The 16,229-nt window shown below is 44.2% G+C and carries 13 protein-coding genes; 7 read left to right on the top strand and 6 right to left on the bottom strand.

Translation table 11 applies throughout. The annotated features are described in order from the left end of the window. Positions 1–433: 433 nt before the first annotated feature. Positions 434–832 (top strand): DUF4377 domain-containing protein, encoded by a 399-nt coding sequence (locus JMY02_RS01480; RefSeq protein WP_021814635.1) that lies wholly within the window; start codon positions 434–436, stop codon positions 830–832. 129 nt (positions 833–961) lie between these two features. On the opposite strand, the gene JMY02_RS01475 is transcribed toward JMY02_RS01480, so the two are convergent. Continuing rightward, complete coding sequence (locus JMY02_RS01475; protein ID WP_406947711.1) at positions 962–2,398, bottom strand: L-serine ammonia-lyase; 1,437 nt, start codon at positions 2,396–2,398, stop codon at positions 962–964. 522 nt (positions 2,399–2,920) lie between these two features. Here JMY02_RS01475 and JMY02_RS01470 point away from each other — a divergent pair. Continuing rightward, complete coding sequence (locus tag JMY02_RS01470; protein ID WP_227678369.1) at positions 2,921–4,369, top strand: solute carrier family 23 protein; 1,449 nt, start codon at positions 2,921–2,923, stop codon at positions 4,367–4,369. An 88-nt stretch (positions 4,370–4,457) separates the two neighbouring features. Here the strand turns inward: JMY02_RS01470 and JMY02_RS01465 are convergent, their stop codons facing one another. Next, positions 4,458–5,390 carry a DMT family transporter gene (locus JMY02_RS01465; protein WP_201594487.1) on the bottom strand — a complete coding sequence of 311 codons (933 nt, stop codon included), beginning with the start codon at positions 5,388–5,390 and terminating at the stop codon, positions 4,458–4,460. Positions 5,391–5,864: 474 nt separating this feature from the next. Between JMY02_RS01465 and JMY02_RS01460 the strand changes: the two genes are divergently transcribed. Then, the gene (locus JMY02_RS01460; protein WP_201594485.1) at positions 5,865–6,908 is read left to right on the top strand and encodes a WG repeat-containing protein; all 1,044 of its coding nucleotides are present in this window, start codon (positions 5,865–5,867) and stop codon (positions 6,906–6,908) included. Positions 6,909–7,031: 123 nt separating this feature from the next. On the opposite strand, the gene JMY02_RS01455 is transcribed toward JMY02_RS01460, so the two are convergent. Beyond that, a complete protein-coding gene (locus JMY02_RS01455; RefSeq protein WP_227678368.1) occupies positions 7,032–8,093 on the bottom strand; it encodes an alpha/beta fold hydrolase in 1,062 nt (353 codons plus the stop codon). Between the two features lie 27 nt (positions 8,094–8,120). After that, positions 8,121–8,285 (bottom strand): rubredoxin, encoded by a 165-nt coding sequence (locus JMY02_RS01450; protein WP_021814629.1) that lies wholly within the window; start codon positions 8,283–8,285, stop codon positions 8,121–8,123. Between the two features lie 375 nt (positions 8,286–8,660). Here JMY02_RS01450 and JMY02_RS01445 point away from each other — a divergent pair, with 375 nt between their 5' ends. Then, on the top strand, positions 8,661–9,227 hold the full coding sequence (locus JMY02_RS01445; protein ID WP_201594483.1) for an adenine phosphoribosyltransferase: 567 nt from the start codon (positions 8,661–8,663) through the stop codon (positions 9,225–9,227). Positions 9,228–9,304: 77 nt separating this feature from the next. Here the strand turns inward: JMY02_RS01445 and JMY02_RS01440 are convergent, their stop codons facing one another. Then, entirely contained in the window at positions 9,305–9,781 is a 477-nt protein-coding gene (locus tag JMY02_RS01440; RefSeq protein ID WP_201594481.1) for a hypothetical protein, read from the bottom strand. A gap of 153 nt (positions 9,782–9,934) precedes the next feature. Then, positions 9,935–10,876, bottom strand: a complete 942-nt coding sequence (locus JMY02_RS01435) for a transaldolase (protein ID WP_201594479.1) — start codon at positions 10,874–10,876, stop codon at positions 9,935–9,937. Positions 10,877–11,260: 384 nt separating this feature from the next. Between JMY02_RS01435 and pheA the strand changes: the two genes are divergently transcribed. The 3 genes from pheA to JMY02_RS01420 all read left to right on the top strand — a co-directional run bounded on the left by pheA (position 11,261) and on the right by JMY02_RS01420 (position 16,124). Continuing rightward, positions 11,261–12,433, top strand: a complete 1,173-nt coding sequence (gene pheA, locus JMY02_RS01430; RefSeq protein ID WP_201594477.1) for a prephenate dehydratase — start codon at positions 11,261–11,263, stop codon at positions 12,431–12,433. 92 nt (positions 12,434–12,525) lie between these two features. Beyond that, positions 12,526–13,668, top strand: coding sequence for a histidinol-phosphate transaminase (gene hisC, locus JMY02_RS01425; protein WP_201594475.1), 1,143 nt, complete (start codon positions 12,526–12,528; stop codon positions 13,666–13,668). Positions 13,669–13,781: 113 nt separating this feature from the next. Further along, positions 13,782–16,124, top strand: a complete 2,343-nt coding sequence (locus JMY02_RS01420) for a bifunctional prephenate dehydrogenase/3-phosphoshikimate 1-carboxyvinyltransferase (protein WP_201594473.1) — start codon at positions 13,782–13,784, stop codon at positions 16,122–16,124. Positions 16,125–16,229 lie beyond the last annotated feature (105 nt).

The following is a 16,229-nucleotide window of genomic DNA, read 5'->3' as shown; positions in this document are numbered from 1 at the left end:
TCCAAGCGGTATTCATTCCCGCCAAAAAGCCAGAGCAATATATGCTCTGGCTTTTTATTATGCAAACCTCAGTAATTATCAATTTATTCTCGCATTCAATACGTTTTATTAACATCAGTTGCAAAAACTGACGTTACTTTACAAAGCAGTCATAGAGAGGCAGGAGGTAGACGACCTATACTAATTCCAGTAAACAATAGACGACATTGCAAATGTTCTAATAAATGCTTTAAGCGTAAGGCTGTTCAGAACTTTGATCCTATCTCGTGTTAATGACAGAGTTATAAGTTTTGTGCTGGTAGTAATATCACCATAATTATTTATTAAAATTGCCAAATATGCTTTGAATATCTATTCACTATTGCAGGTCGTGTACAATAATAAATTTAAGCAAGCAGTACACAATGAGTACCAATTAACTAAGGATTGAATAATGAAAAAATTAGCACTTGCAGCATTAATGACGACTTTCGCCCTGTCAGGTTGTTCTACGATGGGTATGGATAATGAGCGTACGATGGTCGTTGAAGGGCAGACCATGAACGTTAAAGTGGTTAACATTCCAAGCTTTGAAGTAGAGATTGCCCCACGCAAGGCGGTTTGTGATCTTACAGCAACGGATGGCACCAAAGTTGAATCACAGTGCCTACAGTATCGTCAGACGTATCAAAAAAATTATAATACCTTAAATGGTAACATCCAAGGCTTTACTTATGAGCCAAACTACCGCTATGTGCTTGATGTACGTCAAGAAGCAGTAACGGCTGAGGGTTCTAACATGGTACAACCAATTTGGATTCTAAATGAAGTGATTTCAAAAACGGCTGAATAATGTCAGTTTTATAGGCTTGTATTTACAAGTCGCTTATAATTGCTTAAAAGTAATCACATAAAAAAGGCCTCTAATTCGTTAGAGGCCTTTTTGTTTCAACTGTTTTGATAATGAAGCCAATCCATTAAATCAACACTGACTATAATTGACACTAACGCCGTGAGTCGCCGTTGGAATGCGATTGTCAGCATAGACGGCAAGACCACCACGAGCCGTTTCTTTGTATTTGTCAGACATATCTGCACCTGTTTGCTTCATGGTTTCTATCGCTTTGTCTAAAGAAACAAAATGTTGACCATTGCCTCGGCAGGCGAGACGTGCGGCATTAATGGCTTTGACCGCGCCCATGGCATTACGTTCGATACAAGGCACTTGCACCAATCCGCCAATAGGGTCGCAGGTAAGCCCTAAATTGTGCTCGATACCGATTTCAGCTGCATTTAAACATTTGGCGGGAGTGCCATTCATGATTTCTGCTAATGCAGAACCTGCCATGGCGCAAGCAGAACCGACCTCACCTTGACAGCCGACTTCAGCGCCAGAGATTGAGGCATTTTGTTTGATTAGGCTACCAATTGCGGTGGCATTTAATAAAAACTTGCGCACACCCTCTTGGCTATAATGGGGCAAAAAGTCACGGTAATAATGCAATACTGCTGGAATGATACCTGCAGCGCCATTGGTTGGGGCGGTAACCACTTTTCCGCCATTGGCATTTTCTTCATTGACGGCGAGCGCGTATAAATCAACCCAATCCATGGCTGCTAACTTATCCGTTTGTGATATTGGCTGGTCTTTTTCAGCAGAAAGCTGTTGGTGCAAATCTTGCGCACGGCGTTTGACATCTAGGCCACCGGGCAAAATCCCACCATTTTCACAGCCTTGTTTGACGCAGTCTTGCATCACATCCCAAATACTGTCTAAATAAGCAAACACCTCTTCTTTGTCATGAAAATGGCATTCATTGGCTAAGACCAAATCACTGATACTCAGTTCATGCTGACGACATTGCTCAAGCAGCTCTGCCGCATTATTGAATGGATAAGGAACTTTATCAATGGTTGGGCTGGCATGATCTTCGTTTGGATCAGTGGCGTCTTCTTCATTAATCACAAAACCACCACCGATTGAGTAGTAGGTTTGCTGATAACGAGTGCCGTCAATCAATATGGCTCGAATCGTCAATGCATTGGGGTGATAGGGCAAAACGGTATCATCGTACCAATGAATATCTCGTTCGGTGTCAAATTCAATCACATGAGTGCCTGAGATATTGAGCTGTTTATCCACAAAAACAGGAGACAGATAGTCGCTGGTCAATCGCGTATCGATGGTGCTGGGCGTGTGTCCAAGTAATCCTAGTAATATGGCGGTGTCTGTTGCGTGCCCTTTACCTGTCGCCGCCAAAGAGCCATAAAGCTCAATCTCGACTCTGTCAACAGCCGTCAGTGCTGACTGTTTGGTTAGTGACGCTAAAAATAAATTGGCAGCCACCATCGGTCCTACCGTATGCGAGCTTGATGGGCCAATGCCAATTTTAAATAAATCAAAAACACTAATCATAATAAGCTACCAAAAATTTAAGCGCGCTAGCATGTTATCTGAATTGCTTCAGGCGCTATGATTGAGAATATAATAGACTGCCATTACTCATGATGCCAAAAAACGGCCACATAAAGCATGACTGTCCAGAGTATTAAGGTAAAGGTGTACAAACGGTGACTGAATAATAACTTTTATTTATTTTGAAACTCCGTTATCATGCTCAAAGCCAGTGACTATGTAACATCCTGTAAGTTTATAATCACTGTATAGCACGTCAAAATATGAGTAGCCGCCACTGTTTTTAGTAAAACATATCTGTTTCAATACAGCTAGCAAAACCTAAGCATCATACCAAATAACACTTTTGGTTTGCCACATTACAACATAAATGAATGAATTGAAACGACATATTATAAATGAGAAAAATTAGAGTCGCTATTTATAAAAATTTCTCGTAATACAATCCTATTCACTGACTTCTTGCTTGAATCAATTTTTTATTTTATTCGTTATTTTAGCTCAGCTCACATAGGACAAGCGCGCATGCCAGCTCAAAACGATCACAGCTCACATTCAGAAAACAGCGCCAACAATCAGCCAGCTCAAACCACCTTAGAGACGGCAGGGGTTCATTCGGCAGCTATCAATTATCCGCACAATCCAGACTTTGAAAATGGTCACTGGTTTCCGACATGGCGACCATATAAGGGTGACTTAGATCGTGATCCGGTCGGTATCAACGAATATTTACCACCATCAAAAAGTATATTATTGGGTGTGCAGCATACATTTGCAATGTTTGGTGCCACCGTGCTTGCGCCGTTATTGATGGGATTTGACCCTAACTTGGCCATCTTAATGTCAGGTATTTGTACCGTGATGTTCTTTATGATCACTGGTGGGCGTATGCCTAGTTATTTGGGTTCAAGCTTTGCTTTTATTGGCCCAGTCATTGCTGTTACGGCCTATGCAGGTGCAGGATTCAACGATAATTTGAATGTCGCGTTAGGTGGCATCATGGCTTGTGGCATTATCTATGCATTGATTGGCCTATTAGTGATGAAAACTGGCACAGGCTGGATAGAGCGATTGATGCCGCCTATTGTGACGGGTGCTATCGTCATGATTATCGGTCTGAACTTAGCACCTGTGACCATCCAGGGGGTGTCTGCCAATCAGTTCGATGCTTGGATGGCGACATTGACCGTATTACTTATCAGTGGTGTGGCGGTGTTTACACGCGGTATGCTACGTCGTCTACTATTACTGGTGGGCTTGGTGCTATCGTACGTTGCCTATTTTGTGATGACGAATATCATGGGCTTTGGGTCGGCCATTGATTTTAGTAGTGTGACAGCGGCGTCATGGTTTGGCTTGCCAAGTATTCACACTCCAACTTTTGAGATGAGCGCGATTGTCTTAATTGCACCTGTGGCCTTTATTTTGGTTGCTGAAAACTTAGGACATTTTAAGGCGGTCGAAGGCATGACCAAGGCGCGTGTGACCCCTTATATGGGGCGAGCATTTTTTGCTGATGGTTTGGCGACGACTTTTTCAGCAGGTTTCGGCGGTACGGGTGTCACCACTTATGCCGAAAACATTGGCGTGATGGCCGTTACCAAGGTCTATAGTACAACGATCTTTGTGGTTGCTGGTTTGGTTGCTATCTTGTTGGGTCTATCACCAAAATTTGGTGCGATCATTCAGACGATACCAGCGGCACTATTGGGCGGCGCCTCTATCGTAGTATTCGGTCTTATCACTGTGGCTGGGATAAAAATCTGGATAGATAGCCATATCGATTTTAGCAAAAACAGCAATTTAATTATCGCTGCTGTGACCGTTATCATGGGTACGGGTAATTTTAGCTTGCACTTAGGTGGTTTTGATCTGGGCGGTATTGGTACGGCTACTTTGGCAGCTATCGTACTAAATGCCTTATTTAATCAAGGCGCTGAGGCAAAGGCGGCCAGAAACTCATTGGTTAAATAATCAAGTTCGATTGATTTTTACGGTTAAAAAAGCGCCCATTCTATCACTGTGTAGAATGGGCGCTTTTTATTGGCAAACTATACCAAGCTTACTTGTATTTGCGTTTATAGAATCGTGCAAAAAACCGATAACGGCGTAGCGCACGAGGTTTCGGCTTTAATGAACCTAAATAAATGGCAAACATAGTGAGTAGCGCACCGCTCCATTGTAACGTATCAATCGGTTTGTCCAGCCAGCTATAATCAATGATTAAGGCGGCAATGGGTTCCGTCAACAGTAACAATCCAGTCAACGCCAAAGACAGCTTAGGTATGGAGTAGGCGATTAGGCCCCATGCCAAGCACTGCATCACTGTGCCATAAACCAGTATCCAGCCAATCTCAGACCACGTATTGGGTAAAATATGACCCAGATCAAACACCAGCATCGGAATAATCATCGCGACAACCCCGCCGATACTAATCAGCTGCATCAGCATAAATATCGGCGTCGGTTCGGTATCATGCGTTTTACGAATAAAAGTCATGGATGCGGCTAGCATTGCTCCTGACAAGATACCCGTAACAAAGCCCCACGTGGCAGCAGTATTGTGAGCAAACTCAGGACTGCCAATCATTGCCACACCAAGCATGGCCAAGAACAAACTGATGAGCTGCAAAATAGATTGGCGTTCATTGAAATATAAAAAGCCAATCGCTGCTAAAAAGAAAATTTGGAGGCTATTGAGTAAGGTTGAAATACCAGGGCCGACGGCATAAATACTCTCATGCCAAAGTGCCAAATCCAAACCTAAAAACGCGCCTGATAATAAGCTATAAAAAATCGCGCGTCTTGAGCGGGGTAGACGCTGACCCATGAATCTGGCTAAGACAGCAAAGACGATACCTGAAATAGCCAATCGCCAAAATGACATTGCCCAGCCACCGACATCAACGTGAGCGACAATCAAGCTGCCTAGACCAAATATGACACAACCAATGACCAAACCAATAGGTGCAGAGCGTGAAGAAGCGATAGCCATAAATGACCCTTATAGCAGTATTATTTTTTATTTGATTATAGGGCGTGTTTGATAATTCGACCATGGCACTATCAATTCAACATAAACGACATACATTTTGCATCGTACTTTGCTGTGATTAAATTTTTCTCGCTCGCTGTGTGCTTTGCACGCCAGAGGCTACGGAAAATTCATCTCAGCAGCACTGTATTTTTTAAACTGAACTGGCTATACATCGACGTTGATGCTAGTGCAGGCCCTATTGTCAAGGTTTTAAGACTAAAAAGAAATGGCTAAGGCATAATTTATTCTCATTATTATTCACGAGTTATGGCATGCCTACATAGTTGCGTTACACTCTTACAGGAATGATATTGGCGGCCGTAGAGTCATTTGCTACTCTAGCAGCTTATAATGATCCGCTCATATGCATCATTACATTCTTAATTATATCTTTAGATTAAAACTCCCAATATGACTGGCTTAGGTTTACTTATGTTTCGACGCTCATTATCAAAAACACAACTATTCTTAATGGGTGAAGTATCGCAGGTGTTGCCGCGATACGGTTTGGCTATTGGCGTGTTATTGGGAGCATGGTTTGTGATGCCGACAGCACAAGCCGCTAGCTGTAAAATCCCCAAAAGTTATTATAAAAATGTGGCTTGTACGGCGAACAGTAGCTATTTTTTGGCAACGAAAGATTTTGGCGCGCCCGTGGCTTTAATTAACAGTAAAGGCAAAGTCGTCGTTGATTTATTACGCTATCAAAAAGTTGATGTCAGCAAATTATCAGGTGGTTTGCTCCCTGTGCAACGCTACAGTAAAGTTGGTTATCTTAACATGCAAGGTCAAGAAACCGTCCCTACGATGTATGACACACTAACCGGAAGTCAAGGCTGGGCGCGTCCAGTATCTAATGGGCGTATCGTGGTAAAAAAGGACGGTAACTACGGAGTGATTAGCCCCTCCAATCAAACCATCGTGCCATTTTCATCTACGATCAGTGACATTGATAATTATCAAAATGGCGTCACACGTGTTCGTAAAAATAACGCGATCAGCTGGCTGGATACAAACGGTAAAACGACAAATGATCCAAACAGTAAGAACAATGACAAAACCGTAGCACAGTCTGCTGCGAATGACAGCGCCAACGCATCAGACTCTTCAAGACAAACAGCATCAAGACAAACAGTGCCCAGTCGTTTTACAACGCTATCACCACGTCAGCAAGATGGTAAATGGGGGTTTGTTGATGACAACAATGTGACCATGATTACCTATTCTTTTGACGAAGTGAGCGCATTTTCTGAAGGGCTGGCGGGCGTACGTATTGGTACAGACTGGGGTTTTGTAAATCTTGGCGGTGAGCTTGTGATTCCTTTTCGTTTTGCTAATAGCGGCGTGTCGGCTGATGGTGATTATCAAGGCAAGTCAGCGTTTGTATTTACAGATGGTAAGGCTTGGATCGGTAATTTACAAAATGGCAATAAGATGTGTATCGATAAAGAAGGCGCTGGTGTCGGTTGTGACTGAAGCTTTTTTAAACCTAGCATTTAAGAAAAAAATTGATATTTAACATAAGAAAAAAAGTGTAAACCCTATCGCAGGGTTTACACTTTTTTATTGCCAGTCAGCCAAGTAATGAGAGTGGCAAAATCACTGGTCTGATAAATGATTGCGAATCAAGTCGACCATATAAGGTTGATAGTACTCAGGAATATCATGTGCCATTCCTTCGATTAAGTGAAACGTCGCATTCGGAATGGTCTTGGCAACCACACGCCCCTGAGAGGCAGGTAATAGCCCATCTGCGCTGCCGTGCAGCACGATAGTGGGGGCTTTTACTTGTTTGCTAAACCGGCTAATAGAACCTGATGCCAAAATAGCATTGAGCTGCTGTACAGTACCGAGTGGATGAAAATTACGCTGATAACGCAGTTTGGCAATCTCACGCACCATGCGCACATTTACGTGTCCCGGTGTACCAACGGTCTTCATAAACCAGACGCTATGGCGCACGATATCGCGTTCAGAATGACTCTCAGGGCGATTGATCAGTGTGTATAACTGTTTGGGTTTTGGCGGTCTTAAAAACGCACGATTGGTGGTGGTAAACATCAATGCCATGCGCTGCACAAGACTTGGATAACGGGCTGCTACAATTTGAGTAATCATCCCGCCCATTGAGGCACCAAGCAGATGGGTTTTACCAAGGTTAAGGGCTTTGATCAAACGCGCGGTGTCTTCTGCCATATCGGTTAGATTGTAAGCGACGGGCGCGCCTTTATTTGAGAGTCCAGTCTGCAAACGCATCATCATTTTGAGTTGGTTGATGCGTGGTAGACCATCAATCTGAACCTTAGAGGACAAACCAATATCGCGATTGTCAAAGCGAATCACAAAAAAACCTGCATCAATAAGGCGTTTAACAAAATTATTTGGCCAAAACACCATCTGCGAGCCAAGCCCCATCACCATCAGCAAGGGTGGATGATTGGGATTACCGCCAGCCTCAACACAAAGCTCAATACCATCACCAATATCGATCATGGCTTGGGAGAGATGTTCGCTAAGGTCAGAGTCACGCCATTGATGTTCACCGAATTTTTGCCACTCAGGTGTTGGATAATGACTTGAGTCAGATGCTGGAGAGTTACTTGAGTTTGCAGCTAAGCTCTCAGACAGTTCGGCGTCATTGATGTCAGTTGATTTTGTCATGAAGTGTCCTAATTAGAGGGTCGGCTACTAAATTTCAAGCATTTCAAAATCAAGCTTGCCGACACCGCACTCTGGACAAGTCCAGTCATCAGGAATGTCTTCCCATTTGGTGCCAGGTGCGATGCCTTCTTCAGGACAGCCGAGCTCTTCGTCATATATCCAGCCACAGACGATACATTCATAACGTTTCATAAATAATCCTATCGATCATTACCAGTGTTGCAGTAAGGGGTTAACGCTTATATTTAGAGTCACAGTCCGTATGTTCGACTGCAAAAGCGCACGTAGTTTAGCATATAACCTTTGCTAAATGGCTAGGGTTTTCGTCGTTAAGTTTACACTTGTATATTGAGATTGATTGGCTTTTATCAAGACCAGTCTAGGCTGTATTTTGCAATGAGTAACGCCATTCTTATGCCGCAAGCCACAACATTTCTGTCAGCTATGATATAATTGCTACCGCAAAATCCATAGTGACATTCATGAATATTTATCATCATCGTGACTCACTACCGTTATATTATTATCTACATACTGTTATCTAAGCCATATAAATTAAGGGTTATTATGAGCAGCAATGCCACCATATCCGCTAACAACGCCGCCGAGCCGTCTCATATACTCAATACAGATCATCGGTTTTGGCAAATTATTCGTACAGTACCAGACTTCCCAAAAGTCGGCATTGATTTTTATGATATTACCCCATTACTGCGCAGTCATATTAATGAGGTGATTGATGCATTGCTTGCTGCATTGCCGGACGGGTTGATGGATGAAGTAGACTGCCTAGGGGCAGTAGAAGCGCGTGGGTTTGTATTTGCCAGTCTGCTGGCAGGTCGATTGGGTAAGGGTATGATTTTGCTGCGTAAGCCCGGTAAGCTGCCGCCCCCTGTCGCTAATAAATCCTATGCATTAGAGTATGGTAAAGACACGCTTGAGATGCAAAATAATTTACCACCTGAGCGCGTATTGTTGGTTGATGATATTTTGGCCACTGGCGGTACATTGACAACGGCTTATGAGCTTTGCCAATCAGCAAGCCATACTGTAGTCGGGGTTTTGGTACTGCTGGATTTGGTCGATTTGCATGGTGCGTTTCCGGTGCCAGTTTATACGGTATTAAAAGCTTAATAGCTGTTTTAGGCCAGTCTTATAAAATAAAAAAGCGCGCTGATAGAATTCAGCGCGCTTTTTTATAGGGATCAATGTCATGCCTTTTGTTTGGCTTGCTCATGATTTTTGCAAGCCTGTTCTACTATCGTGCGACCAATGGTGTTAGGGGTCGTGATGGTAAAATCCTTGGTAGTCAGTATCGGTTTTTCTGACTGCCAAGATTTGATGACTTTATTGTCCGCACCGTAATTCACGTACGCCCTTCTGTAGTAACTGAAATCTTTACAAGAAATGAGTAACTGCTGATCGCTATGGTGAATATTGTTTTCTTTGTTGGCTTGTACTTCGTTTTTTTGCGCAGGTTTTTTCTGTGCAGGGTAGGTTCTACGAATAGATACCGTGATGTTTTCAACACTTTTTTCATCTATGATATTGATGTCGGAGCTTTCGATAGAGTCTAAATCCAAGCTAAAAACTGACCCAGTAGGACTGTCTGCCAACTTTGACCAATTCACTGCTTGTGCACTGACTGCTAGAGCACCGCTTGCTAATAATACTGATAGCCGTTTCATAGTAAAGCCTTGCTTCTTCTTGTGGGAAGTGGGCCATAATAGCCAACTTGCTATTGGGAGGCAAATTTCTTTTATATATACTGCTCTAATTATGCTCGTAAAATAGAGGCTGTCTGGAATGCATAAATAAGGATTTTACAAGGAGCACACACCCTAGTTACGTATCGCCGCCAACATCTGAGCCAGCTCATCACGAGCACCAATAAAGCCATCGATACCTTTTGGTAATAGGTCTTGGGTGACTGTGTCTTGTTGATAAGCAGCGCTGAACTCTTCATGTGTTAAGCTCACTCGGGTCATATCAGCCATATCCAGTGACATACTTGATGATAACTGCTGCGTAACCTCTGTATCCATTGCTGCCAGCTCATCGATAAGATTGGGCGCGATGGTCAGTAAATCACACCCTGCTAGCGCCAATATCTGCTCAGTTGAGCGGAAACTTGCGCCCATTACTTGCGTAGCGTAGTTATGTTGTTTGTAATATTGATAAATACGCTTCACTGATTGTACACCCATATCATCTGAAGCGGGTACGTTTTGCCGGTTTTGTTGGCGTTTTTGCCAGTCCAAAATACGGCCAACGAAAGGCGATATCAATGTCACGCCAGCATCTGCACAAGCAATCGCTTGGTGTTGGCCAAACAGCAAGGTCAGATTACAATGGATACCTTGGGTCTCAAGATAGCGAGCGGCTTCGATGCCTTGCCAAGTAGCGGCCATTTTGATTAACACACGATCTGAGTCGATACCTGCCTTTTGATAAGCTTCTATAAACGCTAAGGCTTTATCAATTGTCGCCCCAGTGTCATAAGACAAACGGGCGTCAACTTCAGTAGAAACACGTCCTTCGATGAGTGCCAAAATATCACAGCCAACCTGAATGGTCAGCGCATCAATCACGGCATCTATATGCCCATTATAACGACTCATGGTTTCAGAAAGCATGCCTTGATTGTCAGAATGAATGAGCGCCTTGGTAATTAGGCTTGGGTTGGTAGTCGCATCGATAGGTTTTAGGCGCGCAATGTCGGCTAGATCACCAGTATCAGCGACAATCGTGGTCATGGTACGAAGCTGTTGTAATGCGCTCATCAGATATCTTTCCTTCTTTAATTACGGAATTATTGTCTTATTTGTAGGGGTATTTGCCATTTATTTTGAACTGTAACATAATTTTGATGCCATGTTGGCTCGCAGTTTTATCGTGTGTCCCTGTCATATTGTAGCACTTTGCGAATATTAGCGAGTTTGCGTGCATTTACACGCATTTACACATGGGCACTGAGTCTAGTTTTTGCTATAGTAGGGCGGGGCAGTTGGCTGGCGGCCACATTGATATTTGAAGTATGGTCAGTTCGTCGCATCATATAAGTGAGCGACAGCCGCGCACAATATTTTTGATCTACCAATCTATAGCATATTAAAATCAATACAGTAATACTTACAAAGTATAAAATCTAAAAAGGGTGAGCGGTAATGAGTGAGCAGTCATCAGAGCGAAATATGGACAATCTAAATCAAACCATCGGCGATACCGCAACTGAAAAAGAGTTTTTGGACAATATTCGTCAAAGTATTGATGCAGTAGACTGTGAAATCCAAACGTTAATCAATAACCGTGCCAAACTGGCGCAACAAGTGGCCGCCGTTAAGAAAAACCACACAGCCAATCATGCCACTGCCAACAATAGTAATCCTATTTTTTATCGTCCTGAGCGCGAAGCTCAAGTATTAAAAGCAGTGATGGCGCGCAATACTGGCCCAATCGCTGATGAAAAGATGGCGCGTTTGTTCCGTGAAATCATGTCGGTTTGTTTGGATCTAGAAGCACCGCAGCGCATCGCTTTTTTGGGGCCAGTCGGTACCTTTACCCATGCTGCCGCGCTCAAGCATTTTGGCAAAGCCGCTGACACCGTGCCGATGACGACTATTACTGATGTGTTCCGTGAAGTCGAAGCAGGTACAGCGATGTATGGCGTGGTACCTGTTGAAAACTCGTCAGAAGGGGTAGTCAATCATACCTTGGACGGATTCTTATCTTCTACCTTAAAGATTATTGGTGAAGTTGAACTGCCAATTCATCAAAATTTCTTGGTCGCTGAGCATACCAAACTTGACGGTTTAAGCCGTATTTATTCGCATCAGCAGTCACTGGCTCAGTGCCGTCATTGGCTGGATGTGAACTTCCCTAATGTGGAACGCGTTGCCGTATCGAGCAACGGCGAAGCTGCCCGTCGTCTCAAAAACGAGTGGCATTCAGCCGCGATCGCCGGTGATGTCGCTGTTGCAGAGTACGGCTTACATAAGCTTTACTCCAATATCGAAGACAACCCAAGTAACACCACACGTTTCCTTATTATCGGTCATGAAGCCATTCAACCCTCTGGTCAAGACAAAACCTCTATCGTTGTCTCAGCACATGACAAAGCTGGTGCATTGATCGAAATCTTAAAACCGCTGTCATATCATGGCGTATCGATGACCAGTATTGAAACACGGCCTGAGCGTCCTAATAAGTGGGCGTACGTGTTCTTTATTGATATGAACGGTCACATCAATGATCCAAATGTCAGCGCAGCTATAAACGATATTCGCCCATTGGTAAAAGATGTCCGTATACTTGGCTCTTATCCAAAAGCCGTATTGTAGGAATATATCGGCTCATTTATTAAAATTGACATGTAATAGATGGGTCGTAGCATTTAAAGACAGCATTTAGAGACAATATTTAAGGATAAACCATGCAGCCTGATCAATTGACAGCATCAAACCTATCGCCATTAGTGCCCGCTTACGACAGTATTCTGGCGTTGGCACCTTATCAAACAGGTAAGCCAATTGAAGAGTTGACGCGCGAATATGGTGTCTCAGATGTGGTGAAACTGGCTAGCAACGAGAATCCGATGGGATGCTCACCGCGAGTGACGCTCGCGGTCACTGAGCAACTGGGTCAATTGTCACGTTATCCTGATGGCAATGGCTACTATCTTAAGCAAGCATTGGCTGACTTCAATGATGTTAAAGTCGAGCAGATCACCTTAGGTAATGGCTCTGATGATTTGCTTGACATTTTGGCACGTAGTTTTGTGGGTGTTGATGACGCGATCGTCTATAGTCAGTATGCCTTTGTGGTGTATTCGATGCTGGCGAAGATGCAAGGTGCGATGGATGTTGAAGTGCCTGCGCAGCGCTTTGGTCATGATCTAAAAGCCATGAGTCAAGCAGTTCAAGACAACCCTAATACTAAGATCGTCTTTATTGCCAATCCTAACAATCCAACTGGCACACAGTTAGCGCATAAAGAGCTGCGTCAATTTGTTACCAGTGTACCAAGCTCAGTATTGGTGGTACTAGATGAAGCTTATATCGAATACAGTCCTGAGAGTAATAACCGTGCGCTATTGGACGAATTTGATAATGTTATTATCGTTCGCACGTTTTCAAAAGCTTATGGGCTGGCAGGTTTGCGCGTGGGCTATGCTCTAAGTTCGGTGGCTGTCGCAGAATTATTAAATCGTATTCGTCAGCCATTTAATGTCAGCCGTGTTGGTTTGGCTGCTGCTGCTGCCGCACTTGCCGATCAAGATTTTATCGAAAAAACTCGTCTGATGAACGATGAGCAAATGCGTTGGTTAGAAAAGCAGTTTGATACCCTAGGGCTGGGTTTTGTGAAGTCGCATGCCAATTTTATTATGGTTGAGGTGCAGGTTGAGATGGAAGATATAACTGCTGCTTCCATCCATCAAGCGCTACTTGAGCAAGGTGTTATTGTCCGTCCACTAGGTGTATATGGATTACCTAACTGGTTGCGTATCACGGTGGGTGTGGCCGAAGACAACTTGCGGTTGATTGATACTTTGCGTTCTATTTTGACCGAGGATTAATGCGTGTCATTATATGGATTTGGATAAATGACACCATTGACCATTCAATTTTATGATACTAGCGCTCACGTACTTTACCAAGACTGACGCTAGTTTGTTCAACGAGAAACGCCGTGAGTAGCCAGCAAAAACACCATCAGAATAATAAAAAACCGCTTTTAAATACTCAGTTGCCACTATTTAGGCAAGTTTGTGTCATTGGCCTAGGACTGATTGGTGCTAGCCTTGCTCAAGCCATCAAAGACAACGGCTCGAGTGCGCGTCTGGTCGCAGTTGATAGGCATGCACCAAGTATCGCCGAAGCGATCCAACAACAATTGCTGGATACGGGTAGTGACAATCTGAGCGATGTAATCGGTGGCAGTGATTTAATCATCATTGCTGTACCAGTACAAGCGGTGCAAGCGGTGTTTGTTAATATCAAACAGGCAATGGATGATGGAAAAATTGCCAGTGATTGCATGATTACTGATGTTTGTAGCACCAAAGTCAATATCATTGATGCTGCAAAAGCAGTGTTTGGATCGCTGCCTGTGGGTTTGGTTCCTGCCCATCCAATTGCTGGTGCTGAAAATTCAGGGTATCATGCTCGCCGCGCCAACTTGTTTGTCAATCATAGCGTTATCATTTGCGAGCTACCCACGACCAGTGATGTAGCCATTGCGAAATTGCGTCTGTTATGGGAAGCAGTGGGCGCGACGGTTATGACAATGGCCGCTGACCATCATGACGCCATATTGGCGCATACCAGTCATTTGCCGCATTTGCTCGCGTTTAATTTGGTTGAGCAGCTGGCAAGCCATGATGATAACTTAGATATGTTTCGTTACGCTGCTGGCGGCTTCCGTGATTTTACCCGTATTGCTGCCAGTGATCCTAAGATGTGGCACGATATATTTTTTGCCAATCAAAGCGCGATTGTCAGCGCCCTTGATGAATATGGCGTTTATTTACAGACCATGCGTCAGCTTATCATTGATAAAGACTCAACCGCCCTGATGGGAATTTTGGGCCGTGCGCAAGCCGCACGGCGACATTTTGGCCATATGTTAGCCAGCACCCCTTATACGGATACCTCTACCATGTCAGCTTCTTATATTATTACACCTAGCAATACCGTTTCTGGCACGATTGCCATTCCTGGTGACAAGTCTATCTCGCATCGCAGCATTATGCTGGGCAGCCTTGCGACAGGCGTGACTAATGTCACTGGGTTTTTGGAAGGGGAAGATGCGCTTGCCACCTTGCAAGCGTTCCGCGATATGGGTGTCACGATTGAAGGGCCTGATAATGGCAAGTTGACCATTCATGGTGTGGGGCTGAATGGTTTAAAACCGAGCAAAACGCCGCTATATATGGGAAACTCAGGCACCAGCATGCGCCTGTTATCGGGTATCTTGGCGGCACAACCTTTTGATAGCGTGTTGACAGGCGATACCAGTCTGAATAAACGTCCTATGGAGCGTGTGGCAGCACCGCTACGTGGTATGGGCGCGGTCATCCAGAGCACTGGGCATAGTGGTACGGCACCACTCAGTATTACTGGTCGAGACACAGTTGGTAAGCCGCTACAGGCGATAGATTATGAGATGCCAGTTGCTTCTGCACAGATCAAGTCTTGCTTATTGCTGGCGGGTCTATGGAGCGAAGGCACAACGACGGTTACCCAACCAGAAGTCAGCCGCGATCATACCGAGCGCATGTTGTCAGCCTTTGGTTATCCCGTCGCTGTCGATGGCAATCGCATCAGTGTAACAGGTGGCGGTACATTAACAGGTGGTGATATCGCCGTGCCTGCTGATATTTCGTCAGCGGCCTTTTTTATGGTGGCAGCTGCCATTAGTCAAGGCAGTGAGCTGACCTTAACGCAGGTAGGTATTAACCCTACGCGCACTGGCGTGATTGATATCTTAACGTTGATGAAAGCCGATATTACCTTGAGTAATGAGACGCATGTGGGCGGCGAACCAGTGGCAGATATTACGATTCGTAGCTCAAACTTGGTTGGTATCGAGATACCAGAGTATTTGGTGCCATTGGCGATTGATGAATTCCCCGTGCTATTTATTGCTGCCAGCTGTGCACAAGGCCGTACGATATTAACTGGCGCCAAAGAGCTGCGCGTAAAAGAATCTGATCGTATTGCGGTCATGGCAGAAGGATTGCAAACGCTTGGTATTGATTGTACGGTGACTGACGATGGCCTAATTATTGAGGGTAAAGGGGTTGCAAGTGAAAGCGGAGATATAAATAACAGTCATCCTGTTTTTGGCGGTGGTCAAATTACCTCACATCACGATCATCGTATTGCCATGAGTTTTGCCGTAGCCAGTTTACGTGCCTCGACGCAAATCACTATCGAAGGTGTTGAAACGGTCAATACCAGCTTCCCCGGCTTTGCAGAGCTTGCCAACCAAATCGGGATGTCTATTCAAGTGGATACTGACGCTGAATAAATGAGTGAGTATGGATCAATACGCTCCTATGATCATGCACCGTAAAGTATCAATAAAAAGCTTAATCTAATATCGTTAGCAATGTGTTGATGTCTGTAAGGACAT

This window comes from Psychrobacter vallis, from assembly GCF_904846715.1.
GTDB classification, from domain to species: domain Bacteria; phylum Pseudomonadota; class Gammaproteobacteria; order Pseudomonadales; family Moraxellaceae; genus Psychrobacter; species Psychrobacter vallis.
The sequence above is the reverse complement of the archived record's forward strand: the minus strand, read 5'-3'. Positions and strand labels throughout refer to the sequence as shown.

Coding starts and splice junctions, on each gene's coding strand:
- hisC (WP_201594475.1), top strand. CDS start 12,526: ATGCAGCCTGATCAATTGACAGCATCAAACCTATCGCCATTAGTGCCC.
- pheA (WP_201594477.1), top strand. CDS start 11,261: ATGAGTGAGCAGTCATCAGAGCGAAATATGGACAATCTAAATCAAACC.
- JMY02_RS01445 (WP_201594483.1), top strand. CDS start 8,661: ATGAGCAGCAATGCCACCATATCCGCTAACAACGCCGCCGAGCCGTCT.
- JMY02_RS01460 (WP_201594485.1), top strand. CDS start 5,865: ATGTTTCGACGCTCATTATCAAAAACACAACTATTCTTAATGGGTGAA.
- JMY02_RS01455 (WP_227678368.1), bottom strand. CDS start 8,093: ATGACAAAATCAACTGACATCAATGACGCCGAACTGTCTGAGAGCTTA.
- JMY02_RS01440 (WP_201594481.1), bottom strand. CDS start 9,781: ATGAAACGGCTATCAGTATTATTAGCAAGCGGTGCTCTAGCAGTCAGT.
- JMY02_RS01450 (WP_021814629.1), bottom strand. CDS start 8,285: ATGAAACGTTATGAATGTATCGTCTGTGGCTGGATATATGACGAAGAG.
- JMY02_RS01435 (WP_201594479.1), bottom strand. CDS start 10,876: ATGAGCGCATTACAACAGCTTCGTACCATGACCACGATTGTCGCTGAT.
- JMY02_RS01470 (WP_227678369.1), top strand. CDS start 2,921: ATGCCAGCTCAAAACGATCACAGCTCACATTCAGAAAACAGCGCCAAC.
- JMY02_RS01480 (WP_021814635.1), top strand. CDS start 434: ATGAAAAAATTAGCACTTGCAGCATTAATGACGACTTTCGCCCTGTCA.
- JMY02_RS01465 (WP_201594487.1), bottom strand. CDS start 5,390: ATGGCTATCGCTTCTTCACGCTCTGCACCTATTGGTTTGGTCATTGGT.